At 39.5% G+C, this 23,005-nt stretch carries 25 protein-coding genes and 1 other RNA gene; 9 read left to right on the plus strand and 17 right to left on the minus strand.

The window, feature by feature from the left end:
- Positions 1–2 precede the first annotated feature (2 nt).
- The 4 genes from TEL01S_RS01500 to lpdA are packed head-to-tail and all read right to left on the minus strand — an operon-like array spanning position 3 to position 4,621.
- Positions 3–1,142 (minus strand): NAD(P)/FAD-dependent oxidoreductase, encoded by a 1,140-nt coding sequence (locus TEL01S_RS01500; RefSeq protein WP_028843479.1) that lies wholly within the window; start codon positions 1,140–1,142, stop codon positions 3–5.
- Positions 1,132–2,934, minus strand: a complete 1,803-nt coding sequence (locus tag TEL01S_RS01505) for an FAD-dependent oxidoreductase (protein WP_028843478.1) — start codon at positions 2,932–2,934, stop codon at positions 1,132–1,134. The genes TEL01S_RS01500 and TEL01S_RS01505 overlap by 11 nt, the downstream gene beginning before the upstream one ends.
- Positions 2,928–3,236 (minus strand): (2Fe-2S)-binding protein, encoded by a 309-nt coding sequence (locus tag TEL01S_RS01510; protein ID WP_028843477.1) that lies wholly within the window; start codon positions 3,234–3,236, stop codon positions 2,928–2,930. The genes TEL01S_RS01505 and TEL01S_RS01510 overlap by 7 nt, the downstream gene beginning before the upstream one ends.
- A 29-nt stretch (positions 3,237–3,265) precedes the next feature.
- Positions 3,266–4,621: a dihydrolipoyl dehydrogenase gene (gene lpdA / locus TEL01S_RS01515; protein ID WP_028843476.1), complete on the minus strand. Its 1,356-nt coding sequence runs from the start codon at positions 4,619–4,621 to the stop codon at positions 3,266–3,268.
- Between the two features lie 152 nt (positions 4,622–4,773).
- On the opposite strand from lpdA, the gene TEL01S_RS01520 reads away from it, so the two are divergent.
- Positions 4,774–5,244, plus strand: a complete 471-nt coding sequence (locus TEL01S_RS01520; RefSeq protein WP_012002362.1) for a methylglyoxal synthase — start codon at positions 4,774–4,776, stop codon at positions 5,242–5,244.
- A gap of 305 nt (positions 5,245–5,549) precedes the next feature.
- Here the strand turns inward: TEL01S_RS01520 and TEL01S_RS01525 are convergent, their stop codons facing one another.
- The 3 genes from TEL01S_RS01525 to ffs all read right to left on the minus strand — a co-directional run bounded on the left by TEL01S_RS01525 (position 5,550) and on the right by ffs (position 7,377).
- Complete coding sequence (locus TEL01S_RS01525) at positions 5,550–6,584, minus strand: NAD-dependent epimerase/dehydratase family protein (RefSeq protein WP_028843474.1); 1,035 nt, start codon at positions 6,582–6,584, stop codon at positions 5,550–5,552.
- Entirely contained in the window at positions 6,581–7,018 is a 438-nt protein-coding gene (locus TEL01S_RS01530) for a MarR family winged helix-turn-helix transcriptional regulator (RefSeq protein ID WP_012002364.1), read from the minus strand. The genes TEL01S_RS01525 and TEL01S_RS01530 overlap by 4 nt, the downstream gene beginning before the upstream one ends.
- Before the next feature lie 94 nt (positions 7,019–7,112).
- Positions 7,113–7,377: signal recognition particle sRNA large type (gene ffs / locus TEL01S_RS10815), an RNA gene on the minus strand.
- A 170-nt stretch (positions 7,378–7,547) separates the two neighbouring features.
- Between ffs and TEL01S_RS01535 the strand changes: the two genes are divergently transcribed.
- Entirely contained in the window at positions 7,548–7,991 is a 444-nt protein-coding gene (locus TEL01S_RS01535; protein WP_028843473.1) for a pyrimidine dimer DNA glycosylase/endonuclease V, read from the plus strand.
- Positions 7,992–8,291: 300 nt separating this feature from the next.
- On the opposite strand, the gene groL is transcribed toward TEL01S_RS01535, so the two are convergent.
- Complete coding sequence (gene groL, locus TEL01S_RS01540) at positions 8,292–9,911, minus strand: chaperonin GroEL (protein ID WP_028843472.1); 1,620 nt, start codon at positions 9,909–9,911, stop codon at positions 8,292–8,294.
- Positions 9,912–9,926: 15 nt separating this feature from the next.
- A complete protein-coding gene (gene groES, locus TEL01S_RS01545) occupies positions 9,927–10,196 on the minus strand; it encodes a co-chaperone GroES (protein WP_012002367.1) in 270 nt (89 codons plus the stop codon).
- 262 nt (positions 10,197–10,458) lie between these two features.
- On the opposite strand from groES, the gene TEL01S_RS01550 reads away from it, so the two are divergent.
- Together TEL01S_RS01550 and TEL01S_RS01555 are read left to right on the plus strand one after the other, a co-directional pair.
- Positions 10,459–11,319 carry a YitT family protein gene (locus tag TEL01S_RS01550; protein WP_028843471.1) on the plus strand — a complete coding sequence of 287 codons (861 nt, stop codon included), beginning with the start codon at positions 10,459–10,461 and terminating at the stop codon, positions 11,317–11,319.
- A 12-nt stretch (positions 11,320–11,331) separates the two neighbouring features.
- The gene (locus TEL01S_RS01555) at positions 11,332–11,532 is read left to right on the plus strand and encodes a hypothetical protein (RefSeq protein ID WP_041426412.1); all 201 of its coding nucleotides are present in this window, start codon (positions 11,332–11,334) and stop codon (positions 11,530–11,532) included.
- On the opposite strand, the gene TEL01S_RS01560 is transcribed toward TEL01S_RS01555, so the two are convergent.
- The gene (locus tag TEL01S_RS01560) at positions 11,510–12,523 is read right to left on the minus strand and encodes a lysylphosphatidylglycerol synthase transmembrane domain-containing protein (protein WP_028843470.1); all 1,014 of its coding nucleotides are present in this window, start codon (positions 12,521–12,523) and stop codon (positions 11,510–11,512) included. The two genes, TEL01S_RS01555 and TEL01S_RS01560, sit on opposite strands and share 23 nt — an antisense overlap.
- 132 nt (positions 12,524–12,655) lie before the next feature.
- On the opposite strand from TEL01S_RS01560, the gene mreB reads away from it, so the two are divergent.
- Both mreB and TEL01S_RS01570 read left to right on the plus strand, forming a co-directional pair.
- Complete coding sequence (gene mreB / locus TEL01S_RS01565; protein ID WP_038051240.1) at positions 12,656–13,684, plus strand: rod shape-determining protein; 1,029 nt, start codon at positions 12,656–12,658, stop codon at positions 13,682–13,684.
- The gene (locus TEL01S_RS01570) at positions 13,685–14,344 is read left to right on the plus strand and encodes a hypothetical protein (protein WP_028843468.1); all 660 of its coding nucleotides are present in this window, start codon (positions 13,685–13,687) and stop codon (positions 14,342–14,344) included. It begins immediately after the preceding gene.
- On the opposite strand, the gene TEL01S_RS01575 is transcribed toward TEL01S_RS01570, so the two are convergent.
- From TEL01S_RS01575 to TEL01S_RS01605, 7 genes are read right to left on the minus strand one after another with little or no spacing between them, the layout of a single operon-like run.
- Entirely contained in the window at positions 14,304–15,152 is an 849-nt protein-coding gene (locus tag TEL01S_RS01575) for a tetratricopeptide repeat protein (protein ID WP_028843467.1), read from the minus strand. The genes TEL01S_RS01570 and TEL01S_RS01575 overlap by 41 nt on opposite strands.
- Complete coding sequence (locus TEL01S_RS01580) at positions 15,139–17,457, minus strand: esterase/lipase family protein (RefSeq protein WP_028843466.1); 2,319 nt, start codon at positions 17,455–17,457, stop codon at positions 15,139–15,141. The genes TEL01S_RS01575 and TEL01S_RS01580 overlap by 14 nt, the downstream gene beginning before the upstream one ends.
- Positions 17,458–17,463: 6 nt before the next feature.
- The gene (locus TEL01S_RS01585; RefSeq protein WP_028843465.1) at positions 17,464–18,312 is read right to left on the minus strand and encodes a polyprenyl synthetase family protein; all 849 of its coding nucleotides are present in this window, start codon (positions 18,310–18,312) and stop codon (positions 17,464–17,466) included.
- Positions 18,287–18,841: a bifunctional nuclease family protein gene (locus tag TEL01S_RS01590; RefSeq protein WP_012002375.1), complete on the minus strand. Its 555-nt coding sequence runs from the start codon at positions 18,839–18,841 to the stop codon at positions 18,287–18,289. The genes TEL01S_RS01585 and TEL01S_RS01590 overlap by 26 nt, the downstream gene beginning before the upstream one ends.
- 1 nt (position 18,842) lies before the next feature.
- Positions 18,843–19,577, minus strand: a complete 735-nt coding sequence (locus TEL01S_RS01595; protein ID WP_028843464.1) for a lysophospholipid acyltransferase family protein — start codon at positions 19,575–19,577, stop codon at positions 18,843–18,845.
- Between the two features lie 16 nt (positions 19,578–19,593).
- A complete protein-coding gene (locus TEL01S_RS01600; protein ID WP_051366140.1) occupies positions 19,594–20,253 on the minus strand; it encodes a HesA/MoeB/ThiF family protein in 660 nt (219 codons plus the stop codon).
- A 1-nt stretch (position 20,254) separates the two neighbouring features.
- A complete protein-coding gene (locus tag TEL01S_RS01605; protein ID WP_028843462.1) occupies positions 20,255–20,548 on the minus strand; it encodes a hypothetical protein in 294 nt (97 codons plus the stop codon).
- Positions 20,549–20,591: 43 nt separating this feature from the next.
- Between TEL01S_RS01605 and TEL01S_RS01610 the strand changes: the two genes are divergently transcribed.
- Genes TEL01S_RS01610 through TEL01S_RS01620 form a run of 3 tightly spaced genes read left to right on the plus strand, consistent with a single transcriptional unit; the run spans position 20,592 to position 22,972 of the window.
- A complete protein-coding gene (locus TEL01S_RS01610; protein WP_012002379.1) occupies positions 20,592–21,359 on the plus strand; it encodes a carbohydrate kinase family protein in 768 nt (255 codons plus the stop codon).
- A complete protein-coding gene (locus tag TEL01S_RS01615) occupies positions 21,356–22,300 on the plus strand; it encodes an MDR/zinc-dependent alcohol dehydrogenase-like family protein (RefSeq protein ID WP_012002380.1) in 945 nt (314 codons plus the stop codon). Before TEL01S_RS01610 ends, TEL01S_RS01615 begins: the two co-directional genes overlap by 4 nt.
- A 45-nt stretch (positions 22,301–22,345) precedes the next feature.
- On the plus strand, positions 22,346–22,972 hold the full coding sequence (locus tag TEL01S_RS01620; protein ID WP_012002381.1) for a redox-sensing transcriptional repressor Rex: 627 nt from the start codon (positions 22,346–22,348) through the stop codon (positions 22,970–22,972).
- Positions 22,973–23,005: the final 33 nt, after the last annotated feature.

Here is a 23,005-nt window from a genome sequence, read left to right on the forward strand (position 1 = left end):
TCCTACACAACATTTTTCTCTCTGAGAACGCCTTTTTTAAATCTGTCAACGTCAAGTTCGCTTATATCAACATGGATTGATTTGCCATGAAGCATCATTTGCGCTATTGCTTCTCCAACAGCAGGAGCAAGCATGAATCCATGTCCACTGAAACCAACAGCATAATAGAAGCCCGGGACAGCTGAAGATTGTCCTATTATAGGCTGTGCATCAGGCGACATATTATAGTGCCCTGACCAGTGGCGGATTATTCTTAGATTTCCAAACGGCGGAAAGACATTCATCATTTTTTTCACCATATCTTTCTCAAATTTAAAAGTAACATCGTAATTTATACCAGGTTTTTCGTCTGCGTCCCCCTGACCCATGATGAACTGGCCGTGTTTTGATTGTCTGATGTAAAAATTTCCTGAAAAACTTATTACCATTGGATCTAAGAAATTCCTGACAGCCTCCGTTACCATTATTTGATGTCTATAACTTTCTGTTGGAAGATCTATATTTACCATTTTTCCAACATCTCTTGAATATGAACCTGCTGCGTTGACAACGAACCGTGTTTTAACAGTTCCTCTGTTTGTATGAATTATGAAACTGCTTCTGTGAAATTCTATACCAACAACTTTTGTATGAGTGAATAAATGAACGCCCATTTTTCTGGCAGCTCTCGCATATGCGAAATTCGCAAGATGTGGGTTTGCATGGCCATCTTTCTGACAAAATGTTGCCAGTTTTACACCTTCGGTATTCAAGTAAGGATATCTTTCTTTTATTTGCTTAGGGGTCAAAATCTCCACGTCCAGGCCAAGTTCTCTTTGCATACGGACATTTTTCTCAAATTCCCGGGCTTCGTCCTCACTGTAAGATAGAACGAGATAACCTCCCTGTTTGTATTCTATATCTGTTGCTGTTTCTCCAGAAAGCTTTTCAAAAAGAGAGACACTTCTCATGGCAAGTATTACATTATGTGGAGAACTCCACTGCTGTCTGATACCTCCTGCACATCGGCCAGTAGAACCAGAACTGATGAAGTCTTTTTCAAAAACAGCCACATCTGTTTCGCCAAATTTTGCAAGGTGATAAGCCACAGAGCAACCAATTATTCCGCCGCCAATAACTACCACTCTGTATTCATTTTTCATGTTTCATCTCTCCTCTGACAATTGCTTCAAATTTCACAGGCATTATGGGAGGCCTGAAAGTATTTAGACTAATTTGATCTATTTTTCTCCCTGTTTTCTTTGCCAAAATTGCTATAGCAATTGCCCTACAGGTTCTTCCACCGCATGGGCCCATACCGAGTCTCAGATATCTTCTGAGCTCCTCATAGTCTGTGTAACCTTCTTCTATAGCCTTTTCTATCTGGTCAACAGAGATTTCCTCGCATCTGCAGACAACAGACTCAGATTGCTCCGGCAAGCGAAAAGCCCTGACGGTTTTTGAAAGGCCTTCTGGGACACTTATATAAACCAGATGAGTCTTGTTAGGGGATTTTGTTACTTTCTCTACAGTTGCTTCGCACACCTCATGCCCTTCTTGATCTAATGCTACGACCTTTTGACCTTTTTCTGGAATTGGTAGAAATTCATACGGAATAGCCACCAGATCTCTTTCAGGAAGGTAATTTTCCTGTATCATGAAAATAGCAAGGCCCGGGCATTTCATAGCACATATGCCACAGCCTATACATTTTGAGTAATCTATGATGGGCAAACTGTTTATGTTCTCAGCCACTGTTATCGCACCAGTTGGACAGGATGTTTGACATGGATTACATGGTATATTTTCAAAACATTCTATGATGGGCCTTATCTTACCGATCGGTCCTTCATTTTCCTGCATTTTTGTTGAATAGTTCATGGTTTTTTGTGTGAAAAACCTCTCCAAGCCATTCCGAACTTTCTCAGAAAATGGACCTGACCTGAATTCAACAAGTTCTCTCTGCATTTTCTCGATTTCAGATTGAACATCCACACCGGTTAATTCCCTGGAGACAGCAAGACCAGCGATTTTCCCCTCGATCATCGCGGTTGTTGCTTCTTCTATACCAGCCAGGTCGCCAGCCACGAAGATATTTTTCACATTTGTTCGCATTTCATTGTCTCTGTAAGGTACATAACCGCCAAGCTGTGGAATGTACTCCAGTTTCACGTGGGCCATTGCAGCAAGTTCAATAGATGGAATAAGTCCCGTGGCAATGCAGATAACATCTACAGCAAATTCTCTTTCTGTTCCCTCGAGGGGATTCATATTGCTATCTACCTGAACAATTACAGCTCCTTCAACCCTATCTTCTCCTATGGCTTTCTTTATTGTGTGATTCAGCAAAATAGGAACTCCCAATCTCTTTATTTTTCTTGCATGGACATCATAGCCTCCTACTCTGTTTGATATTTCAACTATAGCTTTTACCTTAGCCCCAGCTTGAAGGAGCTGATAAGAAACGATCAATCCTATATTTCCTGACCCAACCATCAAAACTCTTTTTCCGGGAAGAACCTTAAATTGATTCATCAAAGTCTGCACTGCTCCTGCGCCGTACACACCCGGGAGATGATTGTTTTCAAATGGTATAAACCGCTCCGAGGCTCCCACTGCAATAAGTATAAAATCCGCCTTTATCTCAAAAACAGAATCCTCAAGCCTGTTATAAGCAGTAATTATATCCTCATAGATCCCTGTTATTGTTGTTTGTTCCATAATGGAGACATTTTCATTAAGCTGGGAGGTTAATTTTTTCGCTATTTCAAACCCTCTGACAGAGGCATAGAATCCTTCGTGACCAAAGAATTTATGTGTTTGCTTTAGAAGTTGCCCGCCGAGATGAACTCCCTCATCGATTATTAATGTTTTAACTCCTCTTTTTCCAGCTTCGATGGCAGCACTTAAGCCTGCAGGGCCTCCTCCTATAATCAAGAAATCGGTTTTTACCATTTTAATTCACCTCTACCTGCTTGTCGCTCAACATGCATTCCATTTTTTACCAGAGTGATGCAGCTTCGAACATTCGATACACCATCGACAACGACCAGGCACGAAGAACATTTTCCTATGGCACAGTAAAAACCTCTTGGTTTTCCATGTTCTGTAGATCCGAAGATATCAATTCCGTTCGCTACAAGAGCGGAAGCTATTGTTTCTCCTTCATAAGCTTCGATTTCTCTGTCTTCAAAGAAAAACTTGACTGTTCTTGGTTGCTCCACATCAAGGATAGGGTGGGTTTTTATTCTTCTCAAAGCACATCACCTCCAGGGGCAAAGAAAGCTTAGAGATGTATGGGCATCTCTACAATACCTTCCAGTGCACCGAGAACTGTTTCGGTCAAAGTTGGATGTGGATGAATCAATTCTTCCAGTTCATTTGCCTTCAATCCAAATTTGACAGCCACAACGCCTTCCATGATCATGTCGGTTGAAGATGGACCTACTATTGCCATGCCAAGAACTTTCAGCGAATTTTTATCGGCGATTACTTTAACAAATCCATCTCTTTCAAGAATAGTTCTTGCTCTTCCGTTTGCACTAACAGGGAAAGAGAAGACCTTGATTTTTGAAGGATCAATTTCTTTTTCACGTATTCCCACAACTGCTACCTCGGGATTGGAAAATATCACGCTTGGGACAGCCGAGTATTCCATATGCACATCTTCACCACAAATATTCTTTGCTGCTACAACGGCTTCATACATAGCAACATGAGCAAGCATTATTTGGCCCCGGACATCACCAATTGCATAGATGTTCGGTACACTAGTCTGCATTTTATTGTTTGTTTTGATTCCTCTTTGAATATTCACACCAATTTTTTCAATATCTTTGGGAATATTTGGCTTTCTTCCAACAGAAACAAGCACTTTCTGGACAATTTTTTCTACAGTTCCTTGCTTGGTTTCAATAATACATTTGAACGCGTCAGAATCAGGTTCTACGGAAGTGATTCTGGATGATTCGTAAATCTCGACACCTTTTTTCTTCAATGATTTTGAAATTGTTTCTGCAACATCTTTATCTTCACCTGGCAGAATATGATCCATCAATTCCACCACAGTTACGGGTATCTTGAGTGTGGAGAAAAATGTGGCAAACTCTATACCAATGACCCCTCCTCCCACTATAAGGATGCTCTCCGGCAGTTTTTCCATTTTAAATACATCATCACTTGTCCAGATACCTGGAATCTGATCGAAAGGGGGAATAAGAGTTGGGACAGATCCTGTTGCAAGAATTATATTATGAGTCTCAAGTTTTTTATCTGACGTTTTGACAACACTGGTTGACTCGACTGTGGCAGTATCATTTATCAGTTCTACGCCGTATTTTTTGAACAGGTACTCTATACCTTTACGCGACATCATGACGGTTTTATTCATATGAGCTTTCATTGCTGAAAAGTCGTACGATATTTTTTCAACGTTGATGCCGAGTTGCTTTCCTTTTTCTGTTATTTCGCTGTAAAGGTGGACACTGCTCAACAATGCCTTGGTCGGAATACAGCCCCAGTTTGTACATGTGCCACCAACAAATGACTTTTCGACCACGGCTACTTTCTTTCCACGCTGCGCAAGCTTTATAGCAGCTACATATCCACCAGGACCAGCTCCTATGACAACCGCATCATACAATGCAATCACCTCCTAAAAATCTTCACAAATGAATTGTACCATTTCGCTATTCTATAATGAAAAATAAAGTTATGCATTATTCGGCAATGTGTCACAGTATAATCATTTTCAAATGATAATATGAAGCATGAATTTAAATAGGGGGTATGCTTATGGAAAAACGGATAAGGCTTGGCAAAAAGAAGAGAATATGCCTGGTTGCGCATGATCGGAGAAAAAAAGATCTCATAGAATGGGTCCAGTTCAACAGAGGTACTTTGTCCAAGCATGAACTTTATGCGACAGGCACAACAGGTTCCTTAATAGAGGAAAAAACAGGATTAAAGGTAAACAGGTTCAAAAGCGGGCCATTGGGTGGTGACCAGCAAATAGGGGCAAAGATAGCAGAGGGCCAAATAGATATGCTTATCTTCTTCTGGGATCCGCTTGAGCCTTTAGCGCATGACGTTGATATAAAAGCACTGCTGAGGATTGCCACAGTTTACAATATACCGGTGGCAATTACAAGATCGAGTGCTGATTTTCTCATATCGTCGCCGCTTTTTGAAAAAGAATACGAGAAAATTGAACAGGACTACGAAGCTGAGCTTATCGAAAGAATCAAGCGGATAGTTCATCAATAGGAATGTTGTCTGGAAGTTTCCTTAAGTGATCCGATCCACCTTAAGTGATCCACCTAATAAATTAGGTGACTTCCTGCCTCACAGAGGCATGACTCACACAAATATGGGGATTGTTCTCCAATATCCTTGCAGAGGTTTTTCCCATTGGTTCGGCTCTGTGGAGCCTCACTTTTTTTATAGTGTTTTCTTCATGATTTTCTTTTTTTGTTCTTTATCCAAAAGTTGTGGTTATCTTGGAAACCTCTGTAAATATTATGCAGATTAACAATAAATTTTGAGAGTTTCTAAAGAAACTCTGTCGTTCATCATTTGTCCAAGGACAGGTGCATTCTGGTATTTTTTCGTAAATTCCCGTTGGCTGGTTTGAGGTAACCGTTGTCTTCAAACCACTGGATGGCATCTTTAAGGGATTCCTGTAAATTTCTCGGATTGTAGCCAAGTTTCTCTGAGGCTTTTTTGTTTGAGTAGATGTAATTTCTGCTCAGTGTATAAACGCTGTAAGGCGTTAAAAGGGGTCTTTTTTTCGCTGCAAAATAATATAAGGCAGTTAAAAGAGAGATTGGATAGGCTATATATTTTGAAAGAAATACATTCACTGATCGTTTTTTTCTGATTTTTTCAAGCATTTGTATCAATGCTCGAACAGTTGTGTGGTGACCACTTGCGATGAATATTTCTCCCCATTCGTTTTTTTCATATGCGGATATTAATACATTTGCAACGTCTCGAACATCCACAAAATCAAAAGATCCATCAACTCCAACCTTTAACAAACCTTTTGAATAGAGAATCAACAACTTCCCCATTTCGCTGATTCGCCAGTCGTAGGGACCAATGATACCTGTTGGACATATTACAACAGCGTCAATTGCTTCTTTACTTGCTTTGAGAACTTCCAGTGTTGCCATTGCTTTTGATTTTGCATAATCGCCTTTAACTTTTTTGGGGTCTATTGGGATAGACTCATCAATTAAAGAGCCTGGCTTTTGATCTGAAAAAGCATGTATAGAGCTGACATATACCAGTTTGCCAATTTTGTTTTTTATGCAAGCTGAGATTACGTTTTTTGTACCATTTACATTCACATCGTAAACCGTTTTCTTTTTGCCAAGTATAGATATTGTTGCAGCCAGGTGAAATACAGCTTCGACATCTTTTGATGAATTTACCACAAAATCGTGATCTCTTATATCGCCTTGCACTATCTGTAGTGGTAAATTTTCTATCGGCTTTGTATCTTCAAATGGTGCAACCATTGCTTTCACACTGTATCCTCTGGCGACAAGAAATCTAACCAGAACATTCCCCAGATGACCCGTTGAACCTGTCACCAGTATCATCTTTCTCCCCCCGTTCTGAACAGCCTTGAAAGCCTCTCGAAACCGTCAGAAATTATCAAAAGGTCCTGTTCTGGTATTTGCGATGCAACTTTATCAATCAGCTTTGCAAAATCGTCGAGTATTTGTCTGTAAATATCGCGCCCGCGATCAGTTAATCTTATGTATATAACCCGTCTATCCTCATTTGACCTTTCCCTTTCTACAAAACCGTTTTTTTCGAGATTATCTACCAAAAAAGTAATGTTGCTTTTTGTCATTGAAAAAACTTCCGCAAGTTCGCTCATTTTTTGTGGTCCTTTCTGAGCAACATACAGTAGCACGTATAATTCAATTGCCCGGAGATTTTCAACTTCGCTGTTGAAATTGAGCATTTTTGAGAAGGCGAGTACCAGGTCGAAAACCGATTTCATGATTTTTTCACTGTCGAGGTCCATTCTGCACCACCCATTATGGATTATATAGTTAATATTTTAAACTGTCAATAATTTTGATCGTACGAGTCAAAAAATTTTAATAAACAAAAAGGTGCCACGAACCTGCTGTCGACTTACCCGAACCGGGGCATGACTGCACCTCCCGCTCCAGCCAGGCTCCCCTGCGGCACACGATGTGAACCACTTATGGCTGCTTCCTTCCGGACCTGACCAGGTTCATGGTACATCGTTGCACAGGACCCAGCCTTCATCACGTTCAGTTCAGCCTGTTTCCCGACTTAAGTAGCCTCAAGCAGGATTTCGGCCCCGCTATGGCGGGTTTCGGGTACAGGGGACCGCCAGCCCCCCGCCTATCGTGGCACCATATTTAATTATACAACAAACTATGTCGAATTTCTTGTTTACACACAAAACCATCAGTGAAATACAGCGTAAAACAAAACCGCAGCCGATAGCTGCGGGAAAATATGAAAACTATTGAATGGATTTTTTAGAAACTCATTGTGGTAATAATTATCTTGGTGATCAGATGAGGTTGTGGTCGATAGACCTTAGTTACCTGGATAGAAAAGGACTGCTTGGTGTCTGGAGAGAAGCACTCCTTGCAAAGGCTGTTTTATCTTTTAAAACTAAAGGATATAGAAGCCATCCTCAACTTGAAAGATTCAAAAACCATCCATCTCCACTGAAATCCATAAACACATATCTGTATCACGTATTTCAGCAAGCACAAAAGAGAAACTACAACTTCGATATCTCCAAGATCGATCTTTCACAGGTAGATACATCCATCAAACTCAAAGTCACCAAAGGACAGTTGAAATACGAGTTTCAGCATCTTTTGGCAAAGCTCAGACAAAGAGATCATCAGAAATATCTTGAACTACTCAATGTAGAGACTGTTCAACCCAATCAACTTTTCTACGTTGTAGATGGGGATATCGAAAGCTTCGAGCGACCAAACAATAGATAATAAACTAAGGTGTACAAGTTCTGAGAGATTAGACCTATCCCAATGTACGTGTGGACCTTTCACCAAGATCTTGGTTGGCGCCTTCCGTTATATATTATACGAAATGTATAAAACTAACAATTAAATGAAAAGCTTTTGTAGAGTGAATATGTAAACAAAGTACTAATATTTTCTTGTCAAAGAGCCAGATATAGAACTTATACGAGACTAACTTTCAAATTCTACGGTAAAATCCAGGGAATGCTCCTTTTCTAAAAGAAAAAAGGAGGGCATTCGCCCTCCTTAATTGATTTTGCCGGATTAATATTCAGGTGGCATTGCGGGAGGTGTTTCTTTCTTTTCTTCTGGTTTTTCAACAACAAGCACTTCTGTTGTCAGAAGCATTCCAGCAATAGAGGCGGCATTTTGCAGAGCGCTTCTTGTGACTTTTGCTGGATCGATGATTCCAGCTTTGAACATGTCAGTATATTCACCTTTCAAAGCATCGAATCCATATGATTCTTCTTTCGATGCAAGGATTTTTTCTATAATAACTGCTCCATCATAACCGGCATTTTCAGCAATCTGTCTGATAGGAGCCTCGAGCGCTTTGTAAACAATCATTGCACCGACTTTTTCATCTCCATCAAGTTCTTTCAGGACATCTTCCACGGCTTTTCTGCTTCTGATCAATGTTACTCCTCCGCCAGGTACAATGCCTTCCTCGACAGCTGCTCTTGTTGCACTCAGAGCATCTTCTATTCTGTGTTTCTTCTCTTTGAGCTCTGTTTCAGTTGCAGCGCCGACTTTTATAACTGCAACTCCACCGGCAAGCTTTGCCATTCTTTCTTGCAGGGTTTCTTTCTCGTATTCAGATGTAGTCTGTTCGATCTGTGATTTTATCTGAGCTATTCTCTTTTTAATCTCTTCAGGATTTCCTTTTCCGCCTATTATAATTGTGTCGTCTTTTTTGACTCTCACGATGTCAGCCCTTCCAAGATCTTCGATGGCAACATCTTCGAGATTTATACCGAGTTCGTCGCTTATCACTGTTCCACCTGTGAGAATCGCGATGTCTTGAAGCATAGCTTTTCTTCTGTCACCAAAACCAGGAGCTTTTACCGCACAAGCAGAGAGTGTACCTTTCAATTTATTGAGAACGAGTGTTGTTAATGCCTCTCCTTCGACATCCTCTGCAATAACAAGGATTGGTTTGCCAGTCTGGGCAACTTTTTCAAGGACGGGTATTAAAGGTTTGACAGCACTCAGTTTTTTATCTGTGATGAGAATGAAGGGTTCTTTCAGTTCAACTTCCATTTTCTCTGCATCTGTTACAAAGTATGGAGAAATATATCCTCTGTCAAATTGCATACCTTCCGTGAATTCAACGTAGGTCTCCAAGGTCTTTGAGTCCTCAACTGTGATGACGCCGTCTTCCCCAACTTTGTCCATAGCTTCTGCAATGAGATCCCCTATTTCAGAGCTGTTTGCGCTTATAGCAGCAACATGAGCGATATCTTCTCTACCAGAAAGTTTCTTTGCCTTGTCTTTTATATACTTTGCGGCTTTTTCGGTAGCCTTGTCAATACCACGCTTTAAAAGTATTGGATTGGATCCTGCTGCTACGTTTTTGAGTCCCTCTCTGATCATTGATTGTGCAAGAACGGTGGCTGTTGTCGTTCCGTCACCCGCAACATCGTTTGTTTTGGAGGCTACTTCTTTTACAAGCTGAGCTCCAAGGTTTTCAAATTTGTCTTCTAACTCGATTTCTTTGGCAATAGAAACACCGTCATTGGTAATAGTTGGTGAACCCCAGCTTTTTTCTATAACGACATTTCTTCCTTTTGGTCCAAGTGTGATTCTCACTGCATCAGCAACTTTGTTTACACCTTTTTCGAGCGATCTGCGTGCTTCTTCATCGAATCTCAATAGTTTCGGCATTACTCACTCCTCCTTTCACTCTTCAATCTTAGCCAATATATCGTTCGCATCAATGATGATATAATCCACATCATCAATCTTAATTTCCGTACCAGCATATTTGGAGAAAATAACCCTGTCTCCAACCTTGACATCGATATTCTCGACTTTCTCACCCACGGCAACTACCTCTGCTTTCATGGGTTTCTCTTTCGCAGAATCTGGAAGAACTATTCCTCCTTCTGTCTTCTTCTCTTCTTTCAAAGGTTTGATCAATAGTCTTTCGCCAAGTGGCGTTACTTTCATAAACGAAACCTCCTTTCATTTTTTTGAATATTATCACTCGAACTGTTTGAGTGCTAATTATAGCATACACCACTCTTCGGAAGTTATCAAGTACCAATTTTCGCAGTTATTGACAAGTATAACCAGTTATGAAAAATTAGTGCCAGAAAAATACCTATTTGAATGTTTTTTCTCTTCTTATCATTCTGGTTGCACTTATGTACATAGAAGATTGAAGAAGTTATGATACAATTTCGCAGGAATCTGTCCGGGAGGTGATTGGGTGAACAAGCCTTTACTTATAAGAGAATATATTCTTTCCTCGGTAGGAGTCTTCATAACGGCTGTTGGGCTGGTTGTTTTTCTGATACCGAATAATATTGCTGCAGGAGGAGCCAGCGGTATTGCGATGATCTTAAATGCATTTATAAAATTACCTGTTGGTGTTTGGATGTATATTGTTAATGCGCTGCTTTTTCTTATTGCTTTAATCACAATCGGCTTTGATTTTAGTTTGAAGACTGTTTATTGTACTTTTTTGATGACATTTCTTGTAGATATACTTGATAGATTTATAAAATTACCAAAATATTTGGCTGGGGATATGATGCTCGCTGTTTTCTTCGGAGATCTGTTAACTGCTATTGGTATGGCCATAACCTTTACTCAAAACGCATCGACGGGTGGAACTGATATTATTGCAAGAATATTCAATCGTTATTATGGGGCATCTATGGGGACAACGCTGTTGTTTATAGATTTCGCTGTTGGAATTCTTGCGGGTTTTACCTTTGATCTGAGAACAGGAATGTATGCAATACTTGCCATAGTTATCAACGGCTTGATGATAGATTTCGTAATGAAGGGCATAGAAACTTCCACGCAGGTTGTTGTCATATCGGACAAAAATGACATCATTGCCGATTTTGTTGTAAACGATCTTAAAAGAGGAGCAACTTTTATAGATGGTCAAGGAGTTTATACAGGAAAAAGGAGAAAGATACTTCTCGTTGTGTTGAGAAGAAGGGAGCTTGGGGAGCTCATATCTTTCATACGGAAAACCGATAAAGGTTCATTTATAATTGTTGGTGAAGCCCGTTATATTTTTGGTGAGGGGTTTCAAAATATAAGAAACGCCTTCTGAAAGGGTGAGAACTTGGAACTGATATCGAATACGTTTTTTATAGCAGGTTCAATGGTTTTGATCTTTGCGATTCTGAGCTTTGAGCTTGGGCTGAGGGCCATGAAAAATGACGAGAAAGAGAAGATGAAAGGCCACAATAGAAGAGGCTGGAAAGCCATGCTTATTTGTGGCTTGATGTATGTTCTTTCTTTTATAATTGCTTTGTTTGTTTAGATGAGAATATCATCTTTGAGAGCGATAGGGAACCAATAATGAGTATCGCGTAATATGTTATCAATCTCCAGATAAGCATTGTAGCCACACTGAATTCACTGGATGAAAGATTTTTGAACATTAAATAAAATGCGCCTTCTATACCTCCCGAGGAGCCAGGGGTTGGTACAAAATAGACAACCATACTCATTGTAAGAAATGCACAAACAAATTGTAGATAATCGATTTCTGAGAGCCCAAAGCTTATTGATATAATATAAGGTAAACTTGCAGTGATGATTATGTTAAAAAACGTTATTATCACAGTGATCAAAACAATCAACTTAGAGGAAATCCATAAACCTCTGAGCAATTCAAAATAATTGCTCAGTGAGTCGAAAGCTTTTTTCCAGACGGCTTTTGGGTCTTTTTTTGTAAGGATGGAGACAATTCTGGTGAAAAATCTGGACATGATAATTTTCTGCGCAAATGGTTTTGAAAAGATGAGCAAAAGAAAGAATAGGTATATACTTGATGTTAAAACCAGTCCGGAATAGACCAGTAAAGTTGATCCTGCGGTTGTCAATAATGACTTTCCTCTGATCAGCAGGAGAAAAAATGTACTGAATACCATCAACGTGAAAGAAGAGATAAATTTCACCCCTATCGTCATTGAAGCTGCCTCGACAGGAACACCATTTTTATTCAGATGATAAATTTGAAACGGTTGACCGCCAGCCGAGAAAGGTGTTACAGCACTTGTGTAAAGTCCAAGTAATGTATTTTGAAAACATTTCAGGTAGCTGATATTTATTTTTGCATGTGAGAGGAGAAGTTTAGTTCTCAGGGAATCAAGTACTAAGAAAAGAAGATATATAAAACATGCAAGCAGGAAATACCAGAGGTTCATCTTCTCTAAGGCTGAGATGATTTGATTGCCTGATACCAGAAAAGATATGAGGCCACTTGCGCCCAGACTGAGAATCACTCCAAGAAAGATTTTTGTTTTCATCGTTCACCACCTTTTCTGCGTTTTATATTGTACAGATGTTACAGCTTGTTTTGACGATTTACGCGTGAATTTGTTAGAAAATTTTGTCAATGGTGAAACCACCATGATAGAATCAAGTATGAATTGTATTTAATGGAGGATGATACCGTGAATGTGAGAAGAGATCTGGGGATAGATCTTGGTACTGCGAATACCCTTGTGTACGTTAAAGGAAAAGGTATAGTTCTGAATGAACCTTCTGTTGTTGCAATAAATGCTGATACTGGAGAGGTTTTAAAAGTAGGCATGGAAGCGAAATTGATGCTCGGTAAGACACCCGCTTCTATAATTGCACTTAGACCTTTGAGAGATGGAGTTATTGCAGATTATGATGTAGCTCTCTCTATGCTCAAATATTTTATTGGAAAAGCAAAATCTTCGATAACGCTTTTTAAGCCGAGAGTGGTAATAGGTGTACCTATTGGCATTACCGATGTTGAAAGAAGAGCTATACTCGAAGCTGGGCTTGAAGCCGGTGCTGCCAGAGTTTTTTTAATAGAAGAACCCATGGCAAGCGCGATAGGAATTGATCTGGATGTTGAAGAACCTAACGGGAATATGATCGTTGATATAGGTGGAGGAACCACAGAAGTTGCTGTTATATCCCTTGGAAGTATAGTTGTATGGGATTCAATCAGGATTGCTGGAGATGAAATGGACGAAATTATTGTTCAGTATGTTCGCGAGACGTACCGGATAGCAATAGGGGAGAGAACTGCCGAGAAGATCAAAATAGATATAGGTAATGTTTTTCCATGCCAAGAACATGATTCTCTTGAAACTGTTGTTACCGGGATAGATCTTTCAACAGGTTTGCCAAGGAGAATCGTTCTCAGAGGAGCAGAGGTTCGTGACGCATTGATGATACCTGTGGCAACTATTGTTGAAAGTATAAAATCTACCCTTGAAAAAACACCTCCAGAGCTTGCAACAGATATTGTCGAGCGTGGAATTGTTGCAACAGGAGGGGGATCTTTGATCAGAGGTATCGACAAATTGATCGAGGAAGAGACAGGTATAAAGGTCGTTAGAGCTGAAGATCCTCTGACCTGTGTTGCGAGAGGCGCAGGAAAGGTTTTGGAAAAAATAGAGATACTCAAAAAACTTCAGCAGGTGGATTAAATGCACTCAAGGCAGATTAGTAGACTTATTGCCTTAATGTTTATTTTTTCACTGATTTTCGCTATAGACATCCTCCTTTCAGGAAACATAAGTGCTGCAGTTTACTCGTTCAGCAATTTATTAACTGTTGGATTTAAAAAGAGCAGGGTTTTTTCAATTCGGGTTATTGAAGGAGTTGAGCTCTCTCTTAAAAAAGAGTCATCTCAGCGTGTTGAAATCAGTTCTCATCTGTTTGCTGAGTATACACCCGTGCTTGGAGTGCGAGGTTATTATATCCTGGCAGCAGCGGATGCTGAAGAGGGTGATGTTGCCGTTGACCCAGATTCAAAACGCCTGGTTGGAGTTGTAAAAAGTTCGAATGCCGGAATAAGCTGGGTGGAGTCGATTTTTTCTCCTAACATGACCATTCAGGTGACTTTAACATCAACTGACACTGAAATCGATGGGGAGCTTTTTGCGGGAAACAGGGTTCGGATTTATGAAAGTATCGATGTAACAGGCTTCGATGTCAGAGTTTCGGATGTATTCACCTGCGGAACACTACTTAATAACCTTAATTTTGGTTACATAGGCACAATTGCTGGAAGAGAAGGGATATATTACATCGTTGACAGTAAATTTACAGCTCCTTCTCGTCTTGTGATTTTTCCTGGTTACTGACTATTTTTTGCATCAAATCTGAAAGTACCTTTGCATCTTCTTCATCGTAGTTATTTTTCTCTTCAAGCTTTTTCAGGATTTCGAAAGGATTTTCATCGCTGATAGGTTGTCGTTCGGGGGCTTTTGGCTTTTCTTTGGCAAGGATTTCCTGAACTATAGAATCGAGTTGAGCTTCTATTTTTTTCAGCTCCTCATCTGACTGTTCATATCTTTCTTCTTCAGCAGGATTTATTTCCTGAACGAGTTTTTCTATCTCATTTATATTACTTTCAATAACCTCTTCAAGAGATTTCTCCGAAGAGTGCTCTTTCTTCTCTTTGATGATTTTGAAGCGGTGCTTTAACAGGTGCATAACAAGAAACGTTGCAGAAAAGCTAAGTACGAATATTCCCACAAGCAAAAAGACCGATGTGCTACTCCTGGTAAATTCCGCGGGTGTTGCCAAAGAGGTTGTTTCCGGAATTTTTGATCTGATCCACACCATCCATTCCTCGGTTGGCTCATTCTCCTGATCTATCAGTTGCAAGATTTTTTCGGCAGTGGCGTTTCCCTGGTAAGATCTCAAGTAAGTTCTTGCCCTTTGAAAATCTCCCGTTGCAAAAGCGCAAATCCCCATTTTTAATTTCATGAAAGGGTCATAAGACTCGAGTGATGGCTCTTTCTGGATAGCTGTTTCGAACCACTCAAGGGCCTGCTTGTAATTTCCAGAAGCATACGCATTCATAGCTGATACGTAATATTCGTTCATAGCAAATATAGTTCCACTAAGGAAGAAAGCAACAATTAGTAGTTGTTTAAGGTAATTCATAAACTTCTACCCTCCCATCAACAAGCACATAGACCTCCTTTCCCAATGTCAGTGCTCTCGTAATGTTTCCATCGAATTTTTGAATTTCTTTTCTGAGTGTCATTGTTTTAGGGTTCAGAAACATTATCGATGATCGGCCACAAATTAAAAGATATTCCCCACTTTGACATAGAAATTCGGGATCTATCCATCCCTGAGCGACAAGAGCGTATTTCCTGTTTACCATGTCATAAACCATCAGAGCATAACTTCTCAAACCCACGAAAGCATTGTTTTCTATACTCAAAAATGTAGTGAAATCAGTACTTATTTTCTGATTATTAATTTCTGATGAACTCAACAGCATTTTCAATCCATTAGATGAGAGTTCATAGATGTTGTTATTCGTAAGCAGTATAACATTTTGATTGTTCAGGAATTTTCCATACTCCCCATCAAGCTCTAACATCTTTGCCCATTTCTCTTCCCATCTGTACAGAATCAACTTTTCATTTTTTACCAGACTGAAGATCCCAAAATCTGTCGATATCAGATCAATGCAATTTGCTGGTAATTGCAATGTAGCTAATTTTGAAAAGGTTTTACCGTCGTAAGACATGACGTTACCGTTGGCATAGAAACTCATTTTACTGTTAGTCGCATGCGGGAATATAACATTACCTTCATACAATTTTCCATTTGTCGAATAAATTCCATCCCTGCGAAGGTATATTACCTGTGAACCAACCTTCAGGATATCTATCACACCATCAAAGGGCATATTTTTCGTTTTTTTCATAACAGGGGCGATCGAGAAAGTATCCGGTGTACTTATATCGACGTTTTTTACTGACACAATTTCTCTGCCCTGTATGTTGGGAATCTTTTCTGGATATGTTTCTGTTTTGTATTCGGGTACTTTTGCAGGTTCATAAGCAAGAAAAGCTCTCAACTTTTCTTGAAACTGAATTGATATATAACAATCGAAAAAAGAGCCTTCAACCACGAGGGATTCTACACCATCTATCAGGGCACTACTTTTTGTTACAACTCCATCTGCACTGCCTTTGACAAGCTCTGGATAAAAACTTTCGAAAGGAGTACTTTTCACATCGATTGACATAGGAGGGGAATTTCCCACGACACAAAGATATGCAATATCTTTTCTTGTCTCTGAGAGTGAGCTGAGCAATGTGGATGAGACAGATATTTCTCTGTATAAAGGCCCCAAGGATTCAAGATAAAATAGCAGGTGAGACTTTATGGAATCGACTATTGTCCTGTCCATTGAAAAATTAGACGCAATCACCTCTGATGGTTTTCCAAAAAGCAGTGTTCCAAAATAGATTGGATTCACAATATTTGTCCCTTTGTTTGGTGTACTGATCAGAACGATTTTTCTTACATTTTTAATTTCCGGATGCTTTTCTACAGCCAATCGCGCTATAATTCCGCCTATGCCATGAGCAACGATATCGAATTCAAGGTTTTTCAATCTTTGAAGCTCTGTGGCAAGTTTTTCCGCTTCATAAAGTATGAAACTATTTGTGCCTTTGACCCTGGAAAATTGTCTGTAGCTATCCATATATGATTTGGATTTCGTGTTTACTATAGGATATTCGTAATACATCACTGTTCTGTTTGGAAATATCTCACTCCATATATTCACATTGGCACGTGCTGAATTTGGTATGAAGCCAAGAAAACCTCTGTCGATATCCGGAATCAAAAGCAGGATTGGTTCAAGACTTTTTGAATTTTCTTTTATCAACTGGAGCCCTGTTTTTTGCTTTTCTGGAACGCTTGCAATTATTCCTATTTTAGAGGCATGGAAAGCTTCAACTTCGATGTATGGTCCATTGTTGTCAATATCTATGTAAGCCCCTCCAAGAGTTCTATAAACCGGTTCTTCAATATCTGGTACATACGCCACTTTCAAATTCGCGTATTCTTCACCGAGATAGAGGTTCTTGGGGATTCGGTATTTTATCGTCAAAGGTTTCATTGCAAATTCATCTATACCGTCACCTGGCGAAACATCGTAAACATCTGATACAAAAGAAGAAGAAAGTTTACCGGGCAAATTTTCAGGTGATATTTTTCGAATTTGAAGAACTTTCATCTTATTAAAAGCACCTTCTGGTATGGAAATAGTCAATGCCTGTGCAGTAATATCTTTTTGTTTATCTGGATGAATAACTGACTCATTGTTGATGAGACTCAGCACAAGGAAAATAATTACAATGGTTGCCAGCGATCCTGAGAGAACAATAAACAACAGCTTCCTCTTGAGGAGATTTTTTAAAACTTCCAGAATTTTTTTCACTCAACCTCACTCTCTCAAAGCACACAGGAAATCCACAACTTTATTAAGAGACAAAGATTTAAGCTGTACAATAACTGACTCATAAAGATTATCGGCAAAATTCTTAGCTTCTTGAATTCCCATGATATTCACAACAGTGGGTTTTCCAAGTGCTTTGTCCCTTCCAGTTGTTTTGCCAACATTTTCGTCCTTGCCAGAGACGTCTTTCAAATCATCGACAATCTGGAACCATACCCCAAACGTAGATCCCGCATTTATCAATTTTTCAAGATATTCAAGTTTTTTCATTAAGATTGCGCCGATGGCAAAACAAAAAGAAAAAAGAGCTCCAGTTTTTTTCCGGTACATTTCTATAACGTCGTTTATATTCTTTTCTTTTCCTGTAAATTCAACATCCATGGCTTCTCCAATCAAAACATCGTAAGTTGATTTTGAAAACAAATCGAAGAGCATCGATTTGGAAACAGGATCAGCGGGCGTTTGGTTGAGCACACAGAAGGCCATTAACATGAGTCCATCACCGGCAAGTATAGCCATATCATTTCCAAAAACAACATGGCAGGATGGCCTGCCTCGCCTGAGAGGTGAATCATCTATCTGGGGGAGATCATCGTGAATCAAAGAGGCTGTATGAAACAGTTCAACTGCCATAGCGGGGTTCCATATTAGATCTTCTTGTACACCCATATCTTCACAGATAAGTTTTATCAGAACAGGTCTTATTCGCTTTCCAGCTGACAGCAAGCTGTATGCCATAGCCTGTTCAACCATGGTTGATTTATTTATCAATCGGGTCATCTTTTCATTCAATTTTTTCACAAAACCTTCATTATTCATCTTCTTCTCCCTCTTCATCTGGCTCATCCTTGAGCATTTCTCTGAACTTGTCTATATCCAGACTTTCGACAAATTTCTTGAATTCTTCATCAGAGCTGTCTTCGGGTATTTGCAAATCTATGGCATGCTCCTCAACTATTTCGTTGCTCACATATATTGGCACGCCTTTTTTAACGGCAAGTACGATTGAATCAGAAGGCCTCGCATCTATCTCAATTAATGCGTGCTCGTCAGATCCTTCCTCATCTTCTGTCTCAACAAATGTGAGATCTCTTATAACAAGTGTTGCGTGGTAAACATTATCTTTTACTGAGTGTATTATCGCTTTTTCAAGCCGGGCATCAAGTGCATCCAGTATATTTACTATCAAGTCATGCGTCAATGGCCTTGGAAATTCTAATCCTTCGAGATTTATTGCCAGGGCGTTTGCTTCACATGCACCAATCCAGATTGGCACCACCTTGTTTGTTCCTTCAATTCCAAGAATCACGACTGGTGAATTATGAGCTTTGTCAAGCACAAGAGCTTTAATCCAGGCTCTTCGCATGTCATATCACCTCCTGTTTCAATTTCTCTACCCCAGCACGCACAGTCTCTTCTATTGTTCTGGCGAGTTCTTCCTCATTAGGGAAATCCTCAGGATTAACTGGTGGGTGAATGAGCATTGCCACCCTGCCAGGGTTCAGGAAGAGGCTACGCCTGGGTACAAGAAATATTGTACCCCAAATCGAAATCGGTAGTATCTTCACATGTACCTTTTTCGCAATTTTAAATATTGCCGTTTTAAACTTTCCAACAGATCCGTCAACAGACCGGGTTCCTTCAGGAAAGATCAGCAACGACTTTCCAGAGGACAGAGTTTTGATCAATTCTTTGAGAATATGCGCACCTTCAGCAGGATTGCTTCTGTCCAGAAAATAACCACCCATATATTTCACGAACCAGTTCACGCCAGGAACTCTGGCAAGTTCTTTTTTTGCAACCATTGGCATTGGACCAACGTATCCAAGTATCAATGGAATATCCATCAAGCTTTGGTGATTTGCAACAACAAGGCAATTGGGCTGAATATTTTCTTCACCATGTACAATAACAGATGAAAACATCCATCTGAAGGAATTTTTTCCAAATAATTTTATCTGGCCATTGACAAACCTTCTTGAAACTTTTTCGCCAGCGAAGATTTTTATCAAGAATCCGGCAAACAAAACAATGCTGCCATAAACAAATACATACAGAACAGCCATTATAAGAAAATAGATTGTTACCAGAAGTTTTTTCATAAGATTACCCCACCTTTTAAAAGAGATTCAGAAAATCAAAGTGATTTTGCAACAGATTAATTTGCAAAATCTTCCCGTTTAGTATATCTCCTTTATTGCAAATAATCTTTGTCATTTCACTTACTTGAAGAGCTGCTGTTAAAACTACGGTGGGCGGGAAAATCTGTCTTTCCTTATCCTCCTCAACAGCTCCTCGATAAAGTTCTTTCAGCGTCGGTCCACCATTATACATCAATGTCGTCACTTGCCCGGAGAATTTGCCAACACCAGCATGAACAAGTGGAATAGATTTTCTCTGGCACAGATCATCCAGGATCAATTTGCTTTTAAATCCTTCGAGGCAATCTATAACAATATCAACAGCTGGTAATATGAATTTTTCATCCAAAGTTTTATCAATTGTAATCAGATTACATTCGGGATTTATCATTTTAAGCTTTTCTCCCGCTACTTTGACTTTGCTTTTCCCCAGATCGTTTCTATCGTAGAGGATCTGCCGATTTAAATCCGGCTCATCCACTATTCCATGATCTATCAAATAGATATTTTTCACGCCAATTCTAACTATTAAAGATAAAACTGTACAGCCAAGGCCACCAGCGCCGGCGACAAAAATAGTAGATTTAAAAAGCTTTTGCATGCAGTCTTTCAATAATTCAGAGTGCCGTTGAAACATCTCAACCACCGCTTACTGGAACGAAAATAACGAGTTCTCCATCTTGCAATGCATCTCGGTCAATGTCCAGCAGGTTTATCCCATTATGAAGTGCAATAACCCAGTTTTTCAGAAATTTTCCGTCATTTTCGACAACGAGATAGACACTCTCTCGTTTTTCATCTATGAGAAGATTCACATTCTTTTTGAGAGAGCTTGAGAGGTTTTTGAAGATTTCATCGAGTGATCTGCCGCATACCTCTATTTCTTTTATTCCAACAAGATTATCCACCATATTTCCAAAACGTATTTTCATGATTTCACCCCGCTTTATCTATTATACTTTTCATGGTGATGATATGAAAATAGCAGTTTTTGGTGGAACATTTTGGGATGTGTATATATACGGCCAGCAGGTGCATAAAGCAGAGGTAATTGAAATGTGTGGCGGATCTGGATTGAATATAGCTTTTGGCCTCTGGAGATTAGGCTTTGACATTGAGTTTTTTTCAAACGTTGGCTCTGATTACAGAGCGGATTTGATTCTCGAAGAACTCAGGGCGCTTGGGTTTAAAAACAACATAAGAAAAATTCACGGAAAGACAGGATTGCACATTGCTTATAATGATGTCCCTATTGCCGTCAACAGGGGAGTCAATGAATTAGATGTTCCGGTGATCCAGGAGCTATTAAATGATTGCGACTGTGTGTTTTTGAATGGGGAAATTCCATCATCGTGTGCGAGAAAGATTATTGAACTTTGCAGAGAGAAAAAGATTTTTGTGGATGTTGGCCCGCTTGCCAATTTTGATTTTGACCTTAAGCAAGCAGCAAGGGACATTTTGGTTATTGGTAATGAGAAAGAATGCAGCAGAATTAATTGTGATGTGGTCAAACTTGGGCCAAAAGGGGCAGTTTTTGGCTCTATCAAGATTTCTGGAGATGGCAGGGATTATGTTTATAGGACGGGCTGTGGAGATGTTTTTGATGTGGTTCTGATGGCAAATTTGTTGAATAATGAAAAAATAAGCGTGGCACTCAATCGCGCTGTCAAGGAGGCGGAAAAAATGGCACGAACTGTAAAAGGGGCTTTCAGCAAGATGAAAAATCTTGGTGAAAAAGCGTGAAAGCTTTATTTTATGATGGAAATCTTCGATTAATTCAGATTGACAAGCCACGAATGCACAAGGGGTTTGCACTTGTCAAAATTTTGATGGCGGGAATTTGCAATACTGATCTTGAAATATTAAAAGGTTATATGAATTTTTCGGGTATACTTGGTCATGAGTTTGTGGGTATCGTAGAAAAAGGTCCATCTGCACTCATTGGAAAACGTGTGGTTGGTGAAATAAACATACCGTGTAAAAAATGTGATTTATGCCTGGAAGGACTCTGGCGGCACTGCAGAAATATGAGAGTGCTGGGTATAAACGGTTATAATGGGGTTTTTGCGCAGTATGCCCTGATTCCTGTAGAAAACCTTCATGTCCTGCCACACGAGATAGCGGATGAAGAAGCCGTTTTTGTTGAACCTCTGGCTGCTGCGTTCAGAATAACCGAACAAATCAATTTTACTGGCCATGAGAAAATTGCCGTTTTTGGCGATGGGAAGCTTGGTTTAGTAATATCGAAGGCTTTGAATTTTTCAAATATAGCGCATGTACTTTTTGGCAAGCACGAAGAAAAATTATCTCTTGCAAAAAAATGGACTGATGTTGAATTTGCAGACAATATTGAAAAATATGACCGCCACTTTGATGTTGTAATAGATGCAACAGGAAAACAAAGTGGATTGCAGCAAGCCCTGTATGCAGTCAAACCAGAAGGAACGATTGTTTTGAAAACAACGGTCGCTGGAAAAATAAGCATAGATATGAGCACAGCAACTGTTAATGAAGTAACCATAGTAGGGTCACGATGTGGACCTTTTCCAAAGGCAATTTTCGCTCTTCAAAATGGCTTAAGGGTAGTTGATCTGATAGAAGATGTATTTGATTTTGACGATTATCAGAAAGCTTTTGAAAAAGCAAGTGGGGCATTGAAGGTAATTCTTAAGATTCAGGATTAATGATACAATTTATTTGTGAAAATATGAACTAAGGGGGTGTATAGGATGAAGATTCCAAAACCAACTGTGAAAAGGCTGGCAATTTATTACAGATGTCTTGAAAGGCTTGTTGACAAAGGTATAGATAACATATCCTCCAGACAGCTGGCAGAGATGCTGCACATAAAAGATACACAGGTGAGAAAAGATTTATCATATTTTGGTAATTTTGGGCGACGTGGTTTTGGCTACAAAACAAGGGTTCTTTTGGATGAAATCAGGAAAATTCTTGGAATACACAAACGATGGAATGTGATAATAGTGGGTGCCGGCAACATAGGCAAGGCTATAGCGAGGTTTAAACAAATCGAAAAACATAATTTTAAGATAACAGGGATTTTCGATGTTGATCGAAAAAAGATAGGCAAGCGTATAAATTCCGACCTGATAGTTATGAGCGTTGATGAAATGGAAAATTTCATTGAAAAAACAGGATCAGAGCTTGCCGTTATTGCCACGCCAGCCGAAGCAGCCCAGCTCATAGCAGATAGATTGAAAAATTCCGGTATCAAGGGTATAATATGTTTTGCCCCTGTGACATTGAATACAGATATACCGGTTGAATATGTGGACATCACTATTTTCTTCAAGACATTAGTCCATTCTGTTATTTCACTTTCACACAATATATAGTGTTGTATTGAATTGATATACAACTTGTAGTAT

It is taken from the genome of Pseudothermotoga elfii DSM 9442 = NBRC 107921 (assembly GCF_000504085.1).
Lineage (GTDB): Bacteria > Thermotogota > Thermotogae > Thermotogales > DSM-5069 > Pseudothermotoga_B > Pseudothermotoga_B elfii.

Coding starts and splice junctions, on each gene's coding strand:
- groES (WP_012002367.1), bottom strand. CDS start 10,196: ATGAAAGTAACGCCACTTGGCGAAAGACTATTGATCAAACCTTTGAAA.
- TEL01S_RS01575 (WP_028843467.1), bottom strand. CDS start 15,152: ATGAATTACCTTAAACAACTACTAATTGTTGCTTTCTTCCTTAGTGGA.
- TEL01S_RS01595 (WP_028843464.1), bottom strand. CDS start 19,577: ATGAAAAAACTTCTGGTAACAATCTATTTTCTTATAATGGCTGTTCTG.
- TEL01S_RS01520 (WP_012002362.1), top strand. CDS start 4,774: ATGGAAAAACGGATAAGGCTTGGCAAAAAGAAGAGAATATGCCTGGTT.
- TEL01S_RS01620 (WP_012002381.1), top strand. CDS start 22,346: ATGAAGATTCCAAAACCAACTGTGAAAAGGCTGGCAATTTATTACAGA.
- TEL01S_RS01525 (WP_028843474.1), bottom strand. CDS start 6,584: ATGATACTGGTGACAGGTTCAACGGGTCATCTGGGGAATGTTCTGGTT.
- groL (WP_028843472.1), bottom strand. CDS start 9,911: ATGCCGAAACTATTGAGATTCGATGAAGAAGCACGCAGATCGCTCGAA.
- TEL01S_RS01585 (WP_028843465.1), bottom strand. CDS start 18,312: ATGAAGAGGGAGAAGAAGATGAATAATGAAGGTTTTGTGAAAAAATTG.
- TEL01S_RS01610 (WP_012002379.1), top strand. CDS start 20,592: ATGAAAATAGCAGTTTTTGGTGGAACATTTTGGGATGTGTATATATAC.
- TEL01S_RS01530 (WP_012002364.1), bottom strand. CDS start 7,018: ATGGACCTCGACAGTGAAAAAATCATGAAATCGGTTTTCGACCTGGTA.
- TEL01S_RS01605 (WP_028843462.1), bottom strand. CDS start 20,548: ATGAAAATACGTTTTGGAAATATGGTGGATAATCTTGTTGGAATAAAA.
- TEL01S_RS01535 (WP_028843473.1), top strand. CDS start 7,548: ATGAGGTTGTGGTCGATAGACCTTAGTTACCTGGATAGAAAAGGACTG.
- TEL01S_RS01570 (WP_028843468.1), top strand. CDS start 13,685: ATGCACTCAAGGCAGATTAGTAGACTTATTGCCTTAATGTTTATTTTT.
- TEL01S_RS01500 (WP_028843479.1), bottom strand. CDS start 1,142: ATGAAAAATGAATACAGAGTGGTAGTTATTGGCGGCGGAATAATTGGT.
- TEL01S_RS01505 (WP_028843478.1), bottom strand. CDS start 2,934: ATGGTAAAAACCGATTTCTTGATTATAGGAGGAGGCCCTGCAGGCTTA.
- mreB (WP_038051240.1), top strand. CDS start 12,656: ATGGAGGATGATACCGTGAATGTGAGAAGAGATCTGGGGATAGATCTT.
- TEL01S_RS01590 (WP_012002375.1), bottom strand. CDS start 18,841: ATGCGAAGAGCCTGGATTAAAGCTCTTGTGCTTGACAAAGCTCATAAT.
- TEL01S_RS01560 (WP_028843470.1), bottom strand. CDS start 12,523: ATGAAAACAAAAATCTTTCTTGGAGTGATTCTCAGTCTGGGCGCAAGT.
- TEL01S_RS01600 (WP_051366140.1), bottom strand. CDS start 20,253: ATGTTTCAACGGCACTCTGAATTATTGAAAGACTGCATGCAAAAGCTT.